The sequence below is a fragment of the Metapseudomonas boanensis genome, assembly GCF_042232855.1.
GTDB classification, from domain to species: Bacteria; Pseudomonadota; Gammaproteobacteria; order Pseudomonadales; family Pseudomonadaceae; genus Metapseudomonas; species Metapseudomonas boanensis.
The window spans coordinates 3,121,565-3,138,139 of sequence record NZ_CP113889.1 but is presented as its reverse complement, the minus strand read 5'-3'; the positions used below and the strand labels follow the sequence as shown (position 1 = coordinate 3,138,139).

Genomic DNA, 16,575 nt, shown 5'->3' with positions numbered 1-16,575 from the left:
ATCCCTTGCCGAATCACGTCGCTGCCGCGCAGCGGCCGACGACCGGCAAGTTGAAATCAGGTGAAGGTGCGCAGTTTACATGAAGTAAAAGAGCATTCAGCGCCTGATTACAACACGGACTTACCAATTCATGGATTAGCCACGAAACTCGGCACGACCACGGTAGGGAGCCTTGTCGCCCAGCTGCTCTTCGATGCGCAGCAATTGGTTGTACTTTGACACGCGGTCGGAACGGCACAGGGAGCCGGTTTTGATCTGGCCAGCGGCAGTGCCTACGGCAAGGTCAGCGATGGTCGAGTCTTCGGTTTCACCGCTGCGGTGGGAAATCACCGCGGTGTAGCCGGCGGCCTTGGCCATCTGAATGGCCTCCAGGGTCTCGGTCAGCGAGCCGATCTGGTTGAACTTGATCAGGATCGAGTTACCGATGCCCTTCTCGATGCCTTCCTTGAGGATCTTGGTGTTGGTCACGAACAGGTCGTCGCCGACCAGTTGAACCTTGGCGCCAATCTTCTCGGTGAGGCCTTTCCAGCCGGCCCAGTCGGACTCATCCATACCGTCTTCGATGGAGATGATCGGGTAGCGCTGAGTCAGACCCGCCAGGTAATCAGCGAAACCAGCAGCATCGAAGGCTTTGCCTTCGCCGGACAGGTCGTACTTGCCATCCTTGTAGAACTCGCTGGAAGCGCAGTCCAGGGCCAGGGTCACGTCACTGCCCAGCTTGTAGCCAGCGTTGCCAACGGCTTCGGCAATGGCGGCCAAGGCGTCTTCGTTGGAAGCCAGGTTCGGAGCGAAACCGCCTTCGTCGCCGACAGCAGTGTTCAGACCACGCGCCTTCAGGACAGCCTTCAGGTGATGGAAGATCTCCGCGCCCATGCGCAGGGCGTCAGCGAAGTTCTTGGCGCCGACCGGCTGAACCATGAACTCCTGGATGTCGACGTTGTTATCGGCGTGCTCGCCACCGTTGATGATGTTCATCATCGGTACCGGCATGGAGTACTGGCCAGGGGTGCCATTGAGGTCGGCGATGTGCGCGTAGAGCGGTACGCCCTTGGCCTGGGCAGCGGCCTTGGCAGCAGCCAGGGACACGGCGAGGATGGCGTTGGCGCCCAGCTTGGCCTTGTTCTCGGTACCGTCCAGTTCGATCATGGCGCGGTCCAGACCCTGCTGGTCAGCAGCGTCCTTGCCCAGCAGCAGATCGCGGATCGGGCCGTTGATGTTGGCCACGGCCTTCAGAACGCCCTTGCCCATGTAACGGCTCTTGTCGCCATCACGCAGTTCCAGCGCCTCGCGGGAACCGGTGGACGCACCAGACGGCGCACAAGCGCTGCCGATGATGCCATTCTCGAGGATCACATCGGCTTCCACGGTGGGGTTGCCACGGGAGTCCAGAACCTCGCGGCCCTTGATGTCGACGATCTTTGCCATTGTTGTTAGCACTCCAAAAGTTGACGAAAACGCTGCTGCAGTGGATGAGGCTACCGCCGCCGGGCTTCTGGGTCGGCAGACCCGGCGTTCACATACCTGACCAACCAGTCAGATTGCGCCCACGCGGCACTTTACCGGAGAACGGCCCGTTCAGGCAGTCTCGATTGGCGGAAAACTCTTGATCAGCTCATCCAGTTGCTTGAGCTGGCTGAGGAAGGGCTCCAGCTTGTCCAGGCGGAGGGCGCAGGGGCCATCGCACTTGGCATTGTCCGGATCCGGGTGGGCCTCGAGGAAGAGACCGGCCAACCCCTGGCTCATCCCGGCCTTGGCCAAGTCGGTGACCTGGGCACGGCGGCCGCCAGCGGAGTCGGCGCGCCCGCCCGGCATCTGCAGGGCGTGGGTGACGTCGAAGAACACCGGGTAGTTGAACTGCTTCATGATGCCGAAGCCGAGCATATCGACCACCAGGTTGTTGTAACCGAAGCTTGAACCGCGCTCACAGAGAATGAGTTGGTCATTTCCCGCCTCCTCGCACTTGGCAAGGATGTGTTTCATCTCCTGCGGCGCAAGGAACTGGGCCTTCTTGATGTTGATCACCGCGCCGGTCTTGGCCATGGCGACCACGAGGTCAGTCTGCCGGGATAGGAAGGCCGGCAGTTGGATGATGTCGCACACCTCGGCCACCGGGGCGGCCTGGTACGGCTCATGGACGTCGGTGATCACCGGTACGCCGAAAGCTTTCTTGACCTCTTCGAAGATCTTCATCCCCTCTTCCAGGCCAGGGCCGCGGAAGGAGTTGATCGAGGAGCGGTTGGCCTTGTCGAAGCTGGCCTTGAATACGTAGGGAATACCGAGCTTGTCGGTCACCCGCACGTATTCCTCGCAGACTTTCAGCGCCAGGTCGCGAGACTCCAGCACATTCATGCCACCGAACAACACGAAGGGCTTGTCGTTGGCGATCTCGATGTCGCCAACGCGAATGATCTTCTGCGCCATGGATCAGGCCTTCTTCGCTTTCTGCACGAGCGCAGCGTTGACGAAACCACTGAACAGCGGGTGACCGTCACGCGGCGTGGAGGTGAACTCGGGGTGGAACTGGCAGGCCACGAACCACGGATGATCCGGAGCCTCGACCACTTCCACCAGCGCGCCGTCCCCGGAGCGACCGGAGACCTTCAGGCCGGCCTCCTGCAGTTGCGGCAGCAGGTTGTTGTTGACCTCGTAACGATGGCGATGGCGCTCGACGATCACATCCTTGCCGTAGCAGCCACGGACCAAGGAGCCTTGTTCGAGCTGGCAGTCCTGGGCACCAAGGCGCATGGTGCCGCCGAGATCGGAGGCCTCGGTGCGGATTTCGGTTGCACCGGTCGCGTCCTGCCACTCGGTGATCAGACCGACGACCGGGTGGCCGGAGGACTTGTCGAACTCGGTGGAGTTGGCGTCAGCCCAGCCCAGCACGTTGCGGGCGTATTCGATCACTGCGACCTGCATGCCGAGGCAGATGCCGAGGTACGGAATCTTGTTCTCGCGGGCGTATTTCACGGTGGTGATCTTGCCTTCCACGCCGCGCAGGCCGAACCCACCCGGGACCAGGATGGCATCGACGCCTTCGAGCAGGCCGGTGCCCTGGTTCTCGATATCTTCGGAGTCGATGTAACGCAGGTTGACCTTGGTACGGTTCTGGATGCCGGCATGGCTCATCGCTTCGATCAGCGACTTGTAGGCATCCAGCAGCTCCATGTACTTGCCGACCATGGCGATGGTGACTTCCTTTTCCGGGTGCAGCTTGGCATCCACGACACGATCCCACTCGGACAGGTCGGCACCATTGCACTGCAAGCCGAAACGCTCGACTACGAAGTCATCCAGACCCTGGGCGTGCAATACGGAAGGAATACGGTAAATGGTGTCGACGTCCTGCAGGGCGATCACCGCGCGCTCTTCGACGTTGGTGAACAGCGCGATCTTGCGACGGGAGGACAGGTCGACCTCATGGTCGGAACGGCAGATCAGCACATCAGGCTGCAGGCCGATGGAGCGCAGTTCCTTGACCGAATGCTGGGTCGGCTTGGTCTTGGTTTCGCCTGCAGTGGCAATGTACGGAACCAGGGTCAGGTGCATCAGCATAGCGCGCTTGGCGCCGACTTCTACACGCAACTGGCGAATCGCCTCGAGGAACGGCTGGGACTCGATGTCGCCCACGGTACCGCCGATTTCCACCAGAGCCACGTCGGCATCGCCGGCACCCTTGATGATGCGACGCTTGATTTCATCGGTGATGTGCGGAATGACCTGAATGGTCGCCCCCAGGTAATCACCACGGCGCTCCTTGCGCAGGACATCGGCATAGACGCGGCCGGTGGTGAAGTTGTTGTTCTGGGTCATGGTCGTGCGCACGAAGCGCTCGTAGTGGCCCAGGTCGAGGTCGGTCTCGGCGCCGTCCTCGGTTACGAATACTTCACCGTGCTGGAAGGGGCTCATGGTGCCAGGATCGACGTTGATGTACGGATCCAGTTTGAGCATGGTGACCTTCAGCCCCCGCGCTTCCAGAATGGCGGCCAAGGATGCCGAGGCGATGCCTTTCCCCAATGAAGAAACAACACCGCCCGTGACGAAGATGTAGCGCGTCATGAAAAACCCTAGAAGTCTGCGTTTAGGCGGAAAGCCGCCGGGGAAAGCGTAGAAGGGCCAAGCCTTCAACCATGAACAGCGCCCTCTGGACGCCGTTTCAAAAGCAACAACCGCCGATTCTGAAGGAATCAGCGGAAGCGGTGTTAAGACGGGAGCGTAGTCTACCGGAAAGACCCTACCAGCTCAAACCTTGCGCGTTCGTCGGCGGAGTCCAATGCAGGCGCCATGCTCCATCGTGCGGACCATCGAGCCCCGGCAGGTTGGCAACTGCCAGCAACCGGTCATCGCAGAGCAGCAGCGGCAATCGGCCGCGAACAAAACCCGGCAGACGCGCCTCGTTCAGCAGTCGTTTGAGGTCACGACGACCGCGTCCCGCCACCTCAAACACCTCCCCGCCGCGGCGATAGGCAACCGCCTGGACACCAGCTGGCGCCGTCCCTATAAATTCGAGTCGGCCATTGCAAGGCAGTGCCAACGGGCGGCTCGGATCCTTCCAGGGAAGACCTATCGGCGGGATGTCGAGCCAAGGACCGGCCAGCCACCACAACCGCCCGTCGGCACGATGCAATTGGCCATCAGCCAGGCACCACATCGGCTGTGCATCCCGAGCTGCGTCGCGAAGATCTTCCCAACCAGACCAATGGTTACTGTCAGGAAGGCGAGTCAATGGCGCCAACCAGTGACGAAGAGCGTTACGCTGACGGGCCGGACTCAACGCTTGCAGGGCAGATAGATCCAGCGATGGCAAGTTCAGCCAGGGCAAAGGAGCACCTGCTGTTGCGGTCGCCAGGTCCAGTCGAGCCAGGTCCTCCAACAGGCTCTCCGCCTCGGCGAGATGCTCCGCACAACGCGCAATGTTCTGCGAGGCAGCCGGCCAATGCGCTTGCAAGGACGGCAGAATGGTCTGACGCAGGAAGTTGCGCGCAAAATGGATATCCGCGTTGCTCGGATCCTCCACCCAACTCAACCCCTCGGCACGGGCATAGGCCGCCAGTTCTTCGCGCGCGACCCCGAGCAATGGGCGAACCAGGTTCCCCCGACCGAGCGGACGGCTTGCCGCCATGCTCGCCAAGCCTCGCACACCGGCCCCACGCATTAATCGGAAGAGCAAGGTTTCGGCCTGATCATCGCGATGCTGAGCCATCAGGAGTACATCGCCCTCTTCTACTTTCTCAGCCAGGGCCGCGTAGCGCGCGTCACGCGCAGCACGCTCCACACTGGCTCCAGTCCCCACGGTGACTCGCAGCACTTCAAGCGGGATGCCAAGCCGCTCACAGGCCTGCTGGCAATGTGTCGGCCAAGCGTCAGCGACAGCCTGCAGGCCGTGATGGACGTGGAATGCGGAGAGTGGCGGCAAGGTTTCGCGCTGGGCGATGCGCGCCAACAGATGCAGGAGAACGGTGGAGTCGAGCCCGCCGGAGTAGGCCAGACGCCAGGCCGGTGCCTGACGCCAAGGTCCAAGTACTGAAAGAACGCGGGCTTCGAGGGACATCATCAGCAGCTCAGGCAGCGGAGAGAATCCTCAGCATAATGCCGAGGCAAGCAGTCCGTTGCCTGGTGCAGTGCGGGGTCAGGCGACCCCGTAGCTCATCAGGCGCTCATAGCGACGCGCCAACAGGTCGTCGGTACCCAGCTTCTGCAGGGATTTCAGCTGATCAGCGAGCTCCTTACGGATCGAGCCGGCAGCAGCAGCCGGGTCACGATGGGCACCACCCAGTGGCTCAGCGATCACCTTATCGACAATTCCCAGCCCCTTCAGTCGCTCGGCGGTAATGCCCATGGCCTCAGCGGCGTCAGGCGCCTTCTCGGCGGTTTTCCACAGAATGGACGCACAGCCTTCCGGGGAAATTACCGAGTAGGTTGAGTACTGCAGCATGTTCAGACGGTCGCAGACGCCGATGGCCAGCGCCCCGCCGGAACCACCCTCACCGATCACGGTAGCGATGATCGGCGTCTTCAGGCGCGCCATTACACGCAGGTTCCATGCGATGGCTTCGCTCTGGCCGCGCTCTTCGGCATCAATGCCTGGGTAGGCGCCGGGAGTATCAATGAAGGTCAGGATCGGCATCTTGAAGCGTTCGGCCATCTCCATCAGGCGGCACGCCTTGCGGTAGCCCTCTGGGCGCGGCATGCCGAAGTTGCGGCGAACCTTCTCGCGCACGTCACGACCCTTCTGGTGGCCGATGACCATCACTGGCTGGTCGTCCAGGCGAGCAACGCCACCGACGATAGCCGCGTCATCAGAGAAATGGCGATCGCCATGCAACTCGTCAAACTCGGTGAAGATGTGTTCGATGTAGTCGAGGGTGTACGGACGACGCGGATGGCGGGCCAGTTGGGCGATCTGCCAGCTGGACAAATTGCCGAAGATGCTCTCGGTGAGCGCACTGCTCTTTTCCTGCAGGCGAGAGATCTCATCGGTGATGTTCAGCGCGTTGTCGTTACCGACCAGACGCAGCTCCTCGATCTTGGCTTGCAGATCGGCGATGGGCTGTTCGAAATCTAGAAAGTTCGGGTTCATAGGCTTCCGTCGTGCGCTTGGGGCCAGGCGGCTGGTTCCATTTGGCGCCCTACCTTAAGGGATTGGGCGCGTGTGGGTCGAGATCAAATCGAAATCGGCTGAAGCGCGGGGAATTCCGCGTTCGCTTCAGCGGTAGTGCAGAAAGACGTTGTCGCGCCCAAACTGGTCACGCAATGCCTGAATCAATGTGTCAGCCGGATCGATGCGCCAGGCATCACCGAACTGCAACAAGGCACGAGCATCGCTGCCGCTGTAATCCAGGGTCAAGGGACAAGACCCACGGTGACGGCCACACAATTCGGCCAACCAACGCAGGCGGTCACCCTGCAGCATCGAGACATCCAGCTTCATGCGCAGACTTTCCGCCAACCCGGTACGGGCCTCCTCCAGGCTCATGACCCGCTTGGCGCGCAGACGCAGACCACCCGAAAAGTCGTCATGACTGACCTCGCCCTCCACCACCACCAGAGCATCGGTCTGCAGCAGGCCGTGGGCGGCATTGAACGCTTCGGCAAAAAGCGAAGCCTCGATGCGTCCAGAGCGATCATCGAGGGTGATAAAGCCCATCTTGTCGCCTTTCTTGTTCTTCATGACCCGCAAGTTGACGATCAGACCGGCGATGGTCTGGGTGTCGCGCGCCGGTTTGAGCTCAACAATACGCTGGCGGGCGAAGCGACGAACCTCGCCTTCATACTCATCGATCGGGTGACCGGTGAGATAGAGGCCGAGGGTGTCCTTCTCGCCTTTCAGGCGCTCTTTGAGGGAGAGCTCCTTGGCATTGCGATGATTGGCGTAGACATCTGCCTCCGGTTCGGCGAACAAGCCGCCGAACAGGTCCATGTGGCCGCTGTCATGGCTGCGCGCGGTCTGTTCCGCAGCCTGGATCGCTTCTTCCATGGCAGCCAGCAGGACCGCTCTATTGCGGTCGACATTGGCCTGATAGGCCTTGGCTTCATCGCTGAAGTACGGACCGAGACGATCCAACGCCCCTCCCCGAATCAACGCCTCGAGGGTGCGTTTGTTGATGCGTTTGAGGTCAACGCGATTACAGAAGTCGAACAGGTCCTTGAATGGCCCGCCTTCGTTACGGCATTCGACGATGGCCTCCACCGGCCCTTCGCCCACGCCCTTGATGGCACCCAGGCCGTAGACGATTCGCCCATCACCGTCGACGGTGAACATGAAGTCGGAGTTGTTCACGTCCGGCGCGAGGATGCGCAGCTTCATGCTGCGGCACTCCTCGATCAGGGTCACCACCTTCTCGGTGTTGTGCATATCCGCCGAGAGCACCGCCGCCATGAAGGGCGATGGGAAGTGCGTCTTGAGCCAGGCCGTCTGATAGGACACCAGGCCATAGGCAGCCGAGTGGGATTTGTTGAACCCGTAACCGGCAAACTTTTCCACCAGATCGAAGATGTTACCCGCTAGTTCGGCATCAATACCGTTACTGGCGCAACCTTCGATGAAGCCGCCGCGTTGCTTGGCCATCTCCTCCGGCTTCTTCTTACCCATGGCTCGGCGCAGCATGTCGGCCCCGCCGAGGGTATATCCGGCCATGACCTGGGCAATCTGCATCACCTGTTCCTGGTAAAGGATGATGCCGTAGGTGGGCGCCAGTACCGGCTTGAGGCCTTCGTACTGGTAATCCGGGTGCGGGTACGCCAGCTCGGCGCGGCCGTGCTTACGGTTGATGAAGTCGTCCACCATGCCCGATTGCAGCGGGCCGGGGCGGAACAGCGCCACCAGCGCGATAAGGTCTTCCAGGCAGTCGGGCTTCAGCTTCTTGATCAGCTCCTTCATGCCACGGGATTCGAGCTGGAATACCGCCGTGGTTTCTGCCTTCTGCAGAAGGTCGTAGGTCTTCTTGTCGTCCAGCGGGATGAAGTCGATGTTCAGCGGCTCGAGCCCCTTTCGAGCCTGCTCCCGGTTGATCGTCTCCATGGCCCACTTGATGATGGTCAGCGTTCGCAAGCCCAGGAAGTCGAACTTCACCAGACCGGCCGCCTCGACGTCATCCTTGTCGAACTGGGTCACCAGGCCGCCGCCCTCCTCGTCACAAGCGATGGGCGAGAAGTCGGTGAGCTTGGTGGGCGCGATCACCACACCACCGGCATGCTTGCCGGTGCCACGGGTGATGCCTTCCAGCTTAAGCGCCATGTCCCAGATTTCCTGGGCCTCTTCATCGACCTTGAGGAAGTCGCGGAGCATCTCCTCCTGCTCAAAGGCCTTTTCCAAGGTCATTCCCACTTCGAAGGGGATCATCTTGGACAGCTTGTCTGCCAGGCCGTAGGACTTGCCCTGAACACGTGCCACGTCGCGCACCACCGCCTTGGCAGCCATTGAGCCGAAGGTGATGATCTGGCTCACCGCATTGCGGCCATAGGCGCCGGCCACGTAATCGATCACCCGATCGCGACCGTCCATGCAGAAGTCGACGTCGAAGTCGGGCATGGATATCCGCTCAGGATTGAGGAAGCGCTCGAAGAGCAGGTCATAGGCCAGCGGGTCAAGGTCGGTAATCTTCAACACGTAGGCCACTAGCGACCCTGCGCCCGACCCCCGGCCCGGGCCCACCGGCACGCCGTTGTTCTTCGCCCATTTGATGAAGTCCATCACGATGAGGAAGTAACCGGGGAAACCCATTTGGATGATGATGTCCAGCTCGAAGTTGAGGCGGTCGATATAGATCTGCCGTTTCTCTTCGTAGTTGGGCGTTGTTTCTTTCGGCCAGAGCACCGCGAGGCGCTCTTCCAGGCCCTCGAAGGATACGTGCCGCAGGTAATCGTCGATGCCCATCCCGTTCGGAGTCGGAAAGTCAGGCAGGAAGTATTTGCCCAGTTGCACCTCGATGTTGCAGCGCTTGGCGATTTCTACAGTGTTTTCCAGCGCTTCCGGAATGTCGCTGAACAGCTCCCACATTTCCTCAGGAGACTTGAGGTACTGCTGGTCGGAATAGGTGCGCGGACGACGCGGGTCGTCGAGCGCACGCCCCTCGCCAATGCAGACGCGGGTCTCATGTGCCTCGAAATCACCCTGTTTGATGAAGCGCACGTCGTTGGTCGCCACCAGCGCGGCACCGCAGCGATCGGCAAGCGCAACGGCCGCATGCACGTGCTCTTCATCATTCACCCGCGCTGTACGCTGCAACTCCAGATAGAAGCGGTCGGGAAAAACAGCCTGCCACTCGGCGAGCAGCGCCTCGGCAGTCGCCGAGTCGCCATTCAGCAGGGCCATGCCGATCTCCCCTTCCTTGGCGCCAGACATGGCAATCAGCCCCTCCGCCGCCTCCTTCACCCAGTCGCGCTGGATGATCACCAAGTCATTGCTCTGGCCTTCAGTCCAGCCACGGGAGACCAGTTCAGTCAGGTTGCGGTAGCCCTTGGCATTCATCGCCAACAGGGTCATACGACTCAGCGGGCCGTCTTCCTCTCGACTGGCCAGCCAGATGTCGGCCCCACAGATGGGCTTGATGCCCCCTCCCATGGATGTCTTGTAGAACTTCACCAGCGAGCACATGTTGCTCTGGTCAGTGACCGCTACCGCCGGCATGCCTGCACCGGCCACGGCCTTGACCAGCGGCTTTACCCGCACCAGGCCATCGACCAGGGAGTATTCGGTATGCAGACGCAGATGGACGAAGGAAACAGTCATGGAAGTCCTATGCAAAACGCGAAAACGACAGGGCCCGGATTGTACCGGGCCCTCGTGCAAAGCTACAGGTTTGGCGTCATCGACAGGCGGTCGGATTGCCCCGGTTGGCGCCGGTGACGTCCAGGATCAGTGCTTCTTGTCCCAGACACCCGGCTCGAGTTTGGCCTGGATCTCCGGGTATTGGCTGGCATCGAAGGTCGGCAGCTTGCCGGCCTTGCGCTGGGCGTTGTAGTCCTTGGCCAGCTTGAAGGCCAGCTTGGACAGCAGCAGGATCGCAATCAGGTTGGTGATCGCCATCAAACCCATGGAGACATCGGCGAGGCTCCAGACGAAGGGCAGCGAAGCCATCGCACCGAACATGACCATTCCCAACACCGCGAGCCGGAAAACCAGCAGCCCAGCCGGGTGATTGTGCTCAAGGAACACCAGGCAGTTCTCAGCGTAGAAATAGTTGGCGACGATCGACGTGAAGGCGAAGAACAGGATGATCACGGCCAGGAAGTACTTGCCCCAGTCACCGACCTGGCTGGTCATCGCGTTCTGCACCAGGGTGATGCCTTCACCCGGCTGCGGGCCTGCCAGCAAGATGATCGCCGCGGAGGCCGTGCAGATCATCAGTGTGTCGATGAATACGCCCGCCATCTGCACATAGCCCTGGGAGGCCGGGTGAGGTGGGTAAGGAGTAGCCGACGCGGCCGCATTAGGCGCCGAGCCCATGCCGGCTTCATTGGAGAACAGGCCACGCTTGAAGCCGTTCATTACCGCTGCCGCAACACCGCCGGCTGCGGCCTCATGCAGCCCGAATGCACTCTTGACGATCAGCGCCAGGATGCGCGGAATCTCGGTGATGTTGATCAGGATCAGCACGACGGCGAGCAGTAAGTAAGCCACCGCCATGAAAGGCACCGCCAACTCGGAGAATCGTGCAATAGAGCGCAGGCCGCCGAAGATGATCAGGGCAGTGACGATCACCAGAGCCACGCCACTGATCCAGATCGGCACATCGAACGCGCCCTGCATTGCACCACTGATGGTATTGGCCTGCACGGAGTTGAATACAAAGCCGAAGGCGAGGATCAGGAAAATCGAGAAGAGAATGCCCATCCAGCGTGCACCCAGCCCCTTCTCCATGTAGTAGGCCGGACCGCCACGGAACTGGCCGTTGTCGTCACGGATCTTGAACAGCTGGGCCAGGGTCGCCTCGACGAAGCCTGTTGCCATTCCGATCATCGCGATCATCCACATCCAGAAGACTGCACCTGGGCCACCCAGCGTGATGGCTACCGCAACACCCGCGACGTTACCGGTGCCGACACGTGCAGCCAAAGAAGTACACAGCGCCTGGAACGAGGAGATACCCGCCTCGTCGGACTGGCGGCTGCCTTTCAGTACGGTGAAGGTATGGCCAAAATGGAGAAACTGGATCAAGCCCAGGCGCAGCGTGAAGTACAGGCCACTGACAACGAGCAGCCAGATCAGCACCTTGCCCCAGATTAGGCCATTGAGAAAATCGACTGCCAGATTCGCAATCTCTTGCATGGGGAGCTCCCTCTACCGCTTGTGGCGGTTTGTTGGTGTAGGCCCATCTGGGACAGGCCGGCGGGACCGCCGCAGAGAGATAGCTCGTGAGGCGGCGGACGAATTCCTGCGGCCACGTGGCCTGCAAAAAAAGGGCGGCACTTTCCGCTAAACGAGCAGGCAATTCAAGTTGAAATTCGCCAGGCGCTGTCGAGAAATCGACGCTGAAGCTAGCGAGGAACGTCCAGCAGGTCCCTCACCGGCCCGAAGGAGCGCCGATGGATCGGCGTCGGGCCCAGGCGCCTCAGCGCCTCGAGATGAACTGCCGTGGGATAACCCTTGTGACCAGCGATCCCATAGCCCGGATAAAGCGAATCGAGCTCCTGCATCTCCCGATCACGACTCACTTTGGCCAGGATGGAGGCGGCAGCAATAGCCGGCACCTGGCTGTCACCCTTGACCACCGGCGCGCTTGGAACCGCGAGCTTGGGGCAACGGTTTCCATCGATCAGTGCCATCCTGGGGGTGACCGAGAGTCCCTCCACGGCCCTTTGCATCGCCAGCATCGTCGCATGCAGGATGTTGAGACGATCAATCTCCTCCACCTCGGCGCGGGCGATACACCAGGCCAATGCCTTCTCTCGAATTTCATCGAACAACGCTTCGCGGCGTGTTTCGGAGAGTTTCTTCGAGTCGTTGAGCCCGGCAATAGGCCGAGCAGGGTCGAGAATCACCGCGGCAGTGACCACTGGACCACAAAGAGGGCCTCGCCCGACTTCGTCGACACCTGCGACCAACTCTTCCACCAGGCTGAAATCCAGTCCGAGTTGCATCAGCGAGCTCCTACCAACTTCAGAACGGCATCAGCAGCCTGGCACGATGCGTCCTGGCGAAGCGTTCGATGGATTGCATCGAAGCCCTCGGTCTGAACCTCACCTCCTTCAAGCAACGCTCCCATCGCCCGGGACAGTGCTTCCGGCGTAGCAGCATCCTGTAGTAGTTCAGGGACCAGCAGGCGCTGGGCCAGGAGGTTCGGAAGCGATACGAACGGGCTCTTCACCAACCGCTTGAGAATGCGATAGGTGAGTGGCGCTACCCGGTACGCAACTACCATGGGGCGTTTGTATAGCAGCGCCTCGAGCGTCGCAGTCCCGGAAGCAATCAGTACCGCATCGCAAGCGGCCAGCGCTTCATGGGAACGGCCATCGAGCAATGTCAACGCAAGATCGCGACCGGCCAGCATCGCCTCTACCTGGGCGCGTCGTTCTGGCGATGCGCATGGCAATACGAACTGGACGCCAGGACGCATCGAGCGCAAGCGCTCGGCCGCATCCAGGAACAGCTCGCCAAGCTTAGCCACTTCCCCTCCACGGCTACCAGGCATTAGCGCTACCACCGGCGACTCGCCAGGCAGGCCTAGCGCACGGCGAGCTGCCAGTCGATCGGTCTCAAGCGGGATGGCATCGGCCAACGGGTGCCCGACGAACCGGACCGGCACGCCTTGCTCTTCGTAGAAGCGGGCCTCGAAGGGAAACAGGGTGAGCATCAGATCGCAGCCCTTGCGAATCTTCAGGACACGCTTCTGCCGCCACGCCCAGACCGACGGGCTGACGTAGTGGACCGTCTTGATACCGGCGCGGCGCAGCTTCAACTCGACACCCAGATTGAAGTCAGGCGCATCGATGCCGATGAACACATCCGGCCGAGTTTCAATAAGGGTAGCGATCAGCCGCTTACGGCGCGCAAGCAGCTCGGGAAGGCGACCGAGCACCTCCACCAAGCCCATCACGGACAAGCGTTCCATCGGGAAATAGGGTTCCAGGCCTTCAGCCTGCATTCGGGGACCGCCAACCCCGATGAACTCGACATCGGGATGCTGGACCTTGAGGGCCTGCATCAGGGAGGAACCAAGTATGTCGCCGGACGCCTCGCCGGCAACCAGCGCGACGCGCAATCTGGATGCCATAGCTTAGCGGGTGATGCCGCGAGTGGAGGCCTGGATCGAGTCCCGGAATACAGCCACTTCCGGATACTGCGCGGACGTCTCGGCAAGCTCGGCCAGTGCCTGCTCAACCGTGAGTCCCTGGCGGTAAACCACCTTGTATGCACGACGCAGGGCCTGGATCGCCTCGGCACTAAAACCTCTACGGCGCATGCCCTCGAAGTTCATGCTGCGTGCTTCGGCTGGATTGCCGAATACGGTGACATAGGCTGGCACATCCTTGCCGATAGCGGTGCCCATGCCGGAAAAGCTGTGGGCGCCGATGCGGCAGAACTGATGCACCAGCGTGTAACCGGACAGGATCGCCCAGTCATCGACATGCACATGGCCGGCGAGCGCCGTATTGTTGACCAGGATGCAGTGATTGGCGATGACACTGTCGTGGCCGATGTGAACATAGGCCATCAGCAGGTTGTGATCGCCGATCGTGGTTTCAGCGCGGTCCTGCACGGTGCCGCGGTGAATGGTCACGCCCTCACGGATCACATTGTGATCACCGATCACCAGCCGGGTGCGCTCACCCTTGTACTTCAGGTCAGGCGTGTCCTCGCCAACAGAAGAAAACTGGAAAATCCGGTTGTACCTGCCGATGCGGGTCGGCCCCTTGATGACGACATGAGGACCGACCACGGTACCCTCGCCGATTTCCACATCGGGTCCAATGATCGACCAGGGGCCGACCTGAACGTCATCCGCCAGCTTGGCCGACGGATCGATAATGGCGCGAGGGTCAATCAAACTCATAGTTTGCGTTCCGCACAGATGATCTCTGCCGAGCAGACTTCCTTGCTGTCCACGCTGGCACGGCAGTCGAACTTCCAGATGCCGCGCTTGACGCTGATGAACTGCGCTTCGAGGATCAACTGGTCACCCGGCAGCACCGGCTGGCGGAAGCGCAGCTTGTCGGAGCCCACGAAGTAGTAAAGCGTCCCGTCAGCCGGCTTGACGTCCAGCATCTTGAATCCAAGGATGCCGGCGGCCTGAGCCATTGCTTCGATGATCAACACACCCGGCATGATCGGATGCTGCGGGAAGTGCCCATTGAAGAACGGCTCATTGATGCTGACATTCTTGTAGGCGCGAATGCGCTTGCCTTCAACATCAAGGTCCACCACCCGGTCCACCAAGAGGAAGGGGTAGCGGTGCGGCAGGTATTCGCGAATCTCGTTGATGTCCATCATGTTCCTGGAGCCTTCTGAATGGATTTGGGATGCACGGCGCTGCGTGGATCACGCATCTGATGGAGCATCCCCGCCCGGGGTCACTGCCTCCAGGCGTTTTTCCAGTTGTTGCAGACGACGCGCCATGTCGTCCAACTGGCGAATACGGGCAGCGCTCTTCTTCCATTCCGCAGCGGGTTGCATCGCGGTACCGGAAGAGTAGGCACCCGGTTCGGTGATAGAACGGGTCACCATTGTCATGCCGGTGACGAATACGCCATCACAGACTTCGATGTGCCCGACCATGCCGACGCCGCCGGCAATCATACAATTGCGGCCGATCTTGGTGCTGCCGGAAATGCCGACACAACCTGCCATCGCGGTGTTGTCACCGACCTGCACGTTGTGAGCGATCATGATCTGGTTGTCCAACTTGACCCCGTTACCGATCAGGGTGTCAGCCAGTGCGCCGCGGTCGATGGTGGTGTTGGCACCAATCTCCACATCATCGCCAATGCTCACGCCACCAATCTGGGCGATTTTCTGCCAGACGCCCTTCTCGCTGGCAAAGCCGAAGCCTTCGCCTCCAATGACCGCGCCGGATTGAATCACCACACGCTTGCCGATCTTCACATCGTGATAGAGCGTCACCCGTGGCGCCAACCAGCCGCCCTCGCCGATCACGCTGCGAGCACCAACGAAGCAATGGGCGCCCAGCGCCACGCCCGCACCAATCTGCGCGCCTGATTCGATCACCACATAGGCACCGATGCAGGCAGACGGATCGACTTGGGCGTCCTTCGCGATCAATGCAGTGGAATGAACCCCCGGCTGGGCCTTTGGCTTGCGGTCGAACAGATGGGAAAGCTGCGCATAGGCCAAGTAAGGGTTCGCAACCACCAATGCACTACCCGCATAGCTCTCGGCATCAGCCTCGGTCAGCAAAACAGCTGACGCCCTGGTACTGGCGAGGTATTTGCGGTACTGGGGGTTGGCAAGGAAGGTCAGCTCACCGGCACTCGCCTCCTGGAGGGTTGCCAGTCCAGTGATGACCGCTTCTTCGGCGCCACGCAACGTGGCACCAAGGAGCCCGGCCAACTGGCCGAGCGTGAACGCCGGGGTACTCATCATCAACGCAGCTGGTTCATGCGCTCGATGACTTGGCGAGTGATGTCGTATTGCGGCTTGACGTCAACCACAGCACCACGCTCAAGCACCAGATCGTAGCTGCCCTTCTTCAGGACTTCCTCGACCGCCTTGTCCAGTTTCGGCTTGAGTTGCTTGAGCATGTCACGGTCGGCAACGGCCTTGGCTTCGTTCAGCTCCTTGGACTGGAACTGGAAGTCACGGGCCTTCTGCTTGAACTCGAGCTCCAGGCGCTCTCGCTCCGCCTGCGGCATCTTGTCACCACCACTCACCAGGCGGTCCTGAATGCGTTTGGCGTCGCTTTCGAGCGTTTTCAGCTTGTTCAGTTGCGGACCGAACTTCTTCTCTGCATCAACCGCGTACTTCTTCGCGGCATCGGATTCGAGCAGCGCCATCTGGTAGTTCAGTACCGCGATCTTCATCTCGGCAAATACCGGGGTCGCCATCAACGCAGCGGCAACCAGAACGAATTGAGTCAACTTACGCACGATGCACTCCCGCAACAAAAACTGTTGTCTTCA

The 16,575-nt window shown here is 60.7% G+C and carries 13 protein-coding genes; all 13 read right to left on the bottom strand.

The window, feature by feature from the left end; all coding sequences use genetic code 11:
- Nucleotides 1–135: 135 nt before the first annotated feature.
- The 13 genes from eno to OXH74_RS14435 all read right to left on the bottom strand — a co-directional run bounded on the left by eno (nucleotide 136) and on the right by OXH74_RS14435 (nucleotide 16,542).
- Complete coding sequence (gene eno / locus OXH74_RS14495) at nucleotides 136–1,425, bottom strand: phosphopyruvate hydratase (protein ID WP_215379234.1); 1,290 nt, start codon at nucleotides 1,423–1,425, stop codon at nucleotides 136–138.
- Between the two features lie 150 nt (nucleotides 1,426–1,575).
- Nucleotides 1,576–2,421: a 3-deoxy-8-phosphooctulonate synthase gene (kdsA, locus tag OXH74_RS14490; protein WP_375737625.1), complete on the bottom strand. Its 846-nt coding sequence runs from the start codon at nucleotides 2,419–2,421 to the stop codon at nucleotides 1,576–1,578.
- A gap of 3 nt (nucleotides 2,422–2,424) precedes the next feature.
- Nucleotides 2,425–4,056: a CTP synthase gene (locus OXH74_RS14485; RefSeq protein WP_375737624.1), complete on the bottom strand. Its 1,632-nt coding sequence runs from the start codon at nucleotides 4,054–4,056 to the stop codon at nucleotides 2,425–2,427.
- A gap of 175 nt (nucleotides 4,057–4,231) precedes the next feature.
- Nucleotides 4,232–5,548: a tRNA lysidine(34) synthetase TilS gene (tilS, locus tag OXH74_RS14480; RefSeq protein ID WP_375741617.1), complete on the bottom strand. Its 1,317-nt coding sequence runs from the start codon at nucleotides 5,546–5,548 to the stop codon at nucleotides 4,232–4,234.
- Between the two features lie 78 nt (nucleotides 5,549–5,626).
- Entirely contained in the window at nucleotides 5,627–6,577 is a 951-nt protein-coding gene (gene accA, locus OXH74_RS14475) for an acetyl-CoA carboxylase carboxyl transferase subunit alpha (RefSeq protein WP_215379224.1), read from the bottom strand.
- A 126-nt stretch (nucleotides 6,578–6,703) separates the two neighbouring features.
- Nucleotides 6,704–10,228, bottom strand: coding sequence for a DNA polymerase III subunit alpha (gene dnaE, locus OXH74_RS14470; RefSeq protein ID WP_375737623.1), 3,525 nt, complete (start codon nucleotides 10,226–10,228; stop codon nucleotides 6,704–6,706).
- A 126-nt stretch (nucleotides 10,229–10,354) separates the two neighbouring features.
- Entirely contained in the window at nucleotides 10,355–11,767 is a 1,413-nt protein-coding gene (locus tag OXH74_RS14465; protein ID WP_215379217.1) for a sodium:alanine symporter family protein, read from the bottom strand.
- Nucleotides 11,768–11,976: 209 nt separating this feature from the next.
- Complete coding sequence (gene rnhB, locus OXH74_RS14460; RefSeq protein ID WP_375737622.1) at nucleotides 11,977–12,579, bottom strand: ribonuclease HII; 603 nt, start codon at nucleotides 12,577–12,579, stop codon at nucleotides 11,977–11,979.
- On the bottom strand, nucleotides 12,579–13,712 hold the full coding sequence (gene lpxB / locus OXH74_RS14455) for a lipid-A-disaccharide synthase (RefSeq protein WP_375737621.1): 1,134 nt from the start codon (nucleotides 13,710–13,712) through the stop codon (nucleotides 12,579–12,581). Before lpxB ends, rnhB begins: the two co-directional genes overlap by 1 nt.
- A 3-nt stretch (nucleotides 13,713–13,715) precedes the next feature.
- Complete coding sequence (lpxA, locus tag OXH74_RS14450; protein WP_375737620.1) at nucleotides 13,716–14,492, bottom strand: acyl-ACP--UDP-N-acetylglucosamine O-acyltransferase; 777 nt, start codon at nucleotides 14,490–14,492, stop codon at nucleotides 13,716–13,718.
- Nucleotides 14,489–14,929 (bottom strand): 3-hydroxyacyl-ACP dehydratase FabZ, encoded by a 441-nt coding sequence (fabZ, locus tag OXH74_RS14445; protein ID WP_215379205.1) that lies wholly within the window; start codon nucleotides 14,927–14,929, stop codon nucleotides 14,489–14,491. The genes lpxA and fabZ overlap by 4 nt, the downstream gene beginning before the upstream one ends.
- A gap of 48 nt (nucleotides 14,930–14,977) precedes the next feature.
- A complete protein-coding gene (gene lpxD / locus OXH74_RS14440; RefSeq protein WP_375737619.1) occupies nucleotides 14,978–16,039 on the bottom strand; it encodes a UDP-3-O-(3-hydroxymyristoyl)glucosamine N-acyltransferase in 1,062 nt (353 codons plus the stop codon).
- Nucleotides 16,039–16,542, bottom strand: a complete 504-nt coding sequence (locus OXH74_RS14435) for an OmpH family outer membrane protein (protein ID WP_375737618.1) — start codon at nucleotides 16,540–16,542, stop codon at nucleotides 16,039–16,041. The genes lpxD and OXH74_RS14435 overlap by 1 nt, the downstream gene beginning before the upstream one ends.
- Between the last annotated feature and the right edge of the window lie 33 nt (nucleotides 16,543–16,575).

Coding starts and splice junctions, on each gene's coding strand:
- eno (WP_215379234.1), bottom strand. CDS start 1,425: ATGGCAAAGATCGTCGACATCAAGGGCCGCGAGGTTCTGGACTCCCGT.
- kdsA (WP_375737625.1), bottom strand. CDS start 2,421: ATGGCGCAGAAGATCATTCGCGTTGGCGACATCGAGATCGCCAACGAC.
- OXH74_RS14485 (WP_375737624.1), bottom strand. CDS start 4,056: ATGACGCGCTACATCTTCGTCACGGGCGGTGTTGTTTCTTCATTGGGG.
- tilS (WP_375741617.1), bottom strand. CDS start 5,548: ATGTCCCTCGAAGCCCGCGTTCTTTCAGTACTTGGACCTTGGCGTCAG.
- accA (WP_215379224.1), bottom strand. CDS start 6,577: ATGAACCCGAACTTTCTAGATTTCGAACAGCCCATCGCCGATCTGCAA.
- dnaE (WP_375737623.1), bottom strand. CDS start 10,228: ATGACTGTTTCCTTCGTCCATCTGCGTCTGCATACCGAATACTCCCTG.
- OXH74_RS14465 (WP_215379217.1), bottom strand. CDS start 11,767: ATGCAAGAGATTGCGAATCTGGCAGTCGATTTTCTCAATGGCCTAATC.
- rnhB (WP_375737622.1), bottom strand. CDS start 12,579: ATGCAACTCGGACTGGATTTCAGCCTGGTGGAAGAGTTGGTCGCAGGT.
- lpxB (WP_375737621.1), bottom strand. CDS start 13,712: ATGGCATCCAGATTGCGCGTCGCGCTGGTTGCCGGCGAGGCGTCCGGC.
- lpxA (WP_375737620.1), bottom strand. CDS start 14,492: ATGAGTTTGATTGACCCTCGCGCCATTATCGATCCGTCGGCCAAGCTG.
- fabZ (WP_215379205.1), bottom strand. CDS start 14,929: ATGATGGACATCAACGAGATTCGCGAATACCTGCCGCACCGCTACCCC.
- lpxD (WP_375737619.1), bottom strand. CDS start 16,039: ATGATGAGTACCCCGGCGTTCACGCTCGGCCAGTTGGCCGGGCTCCTT.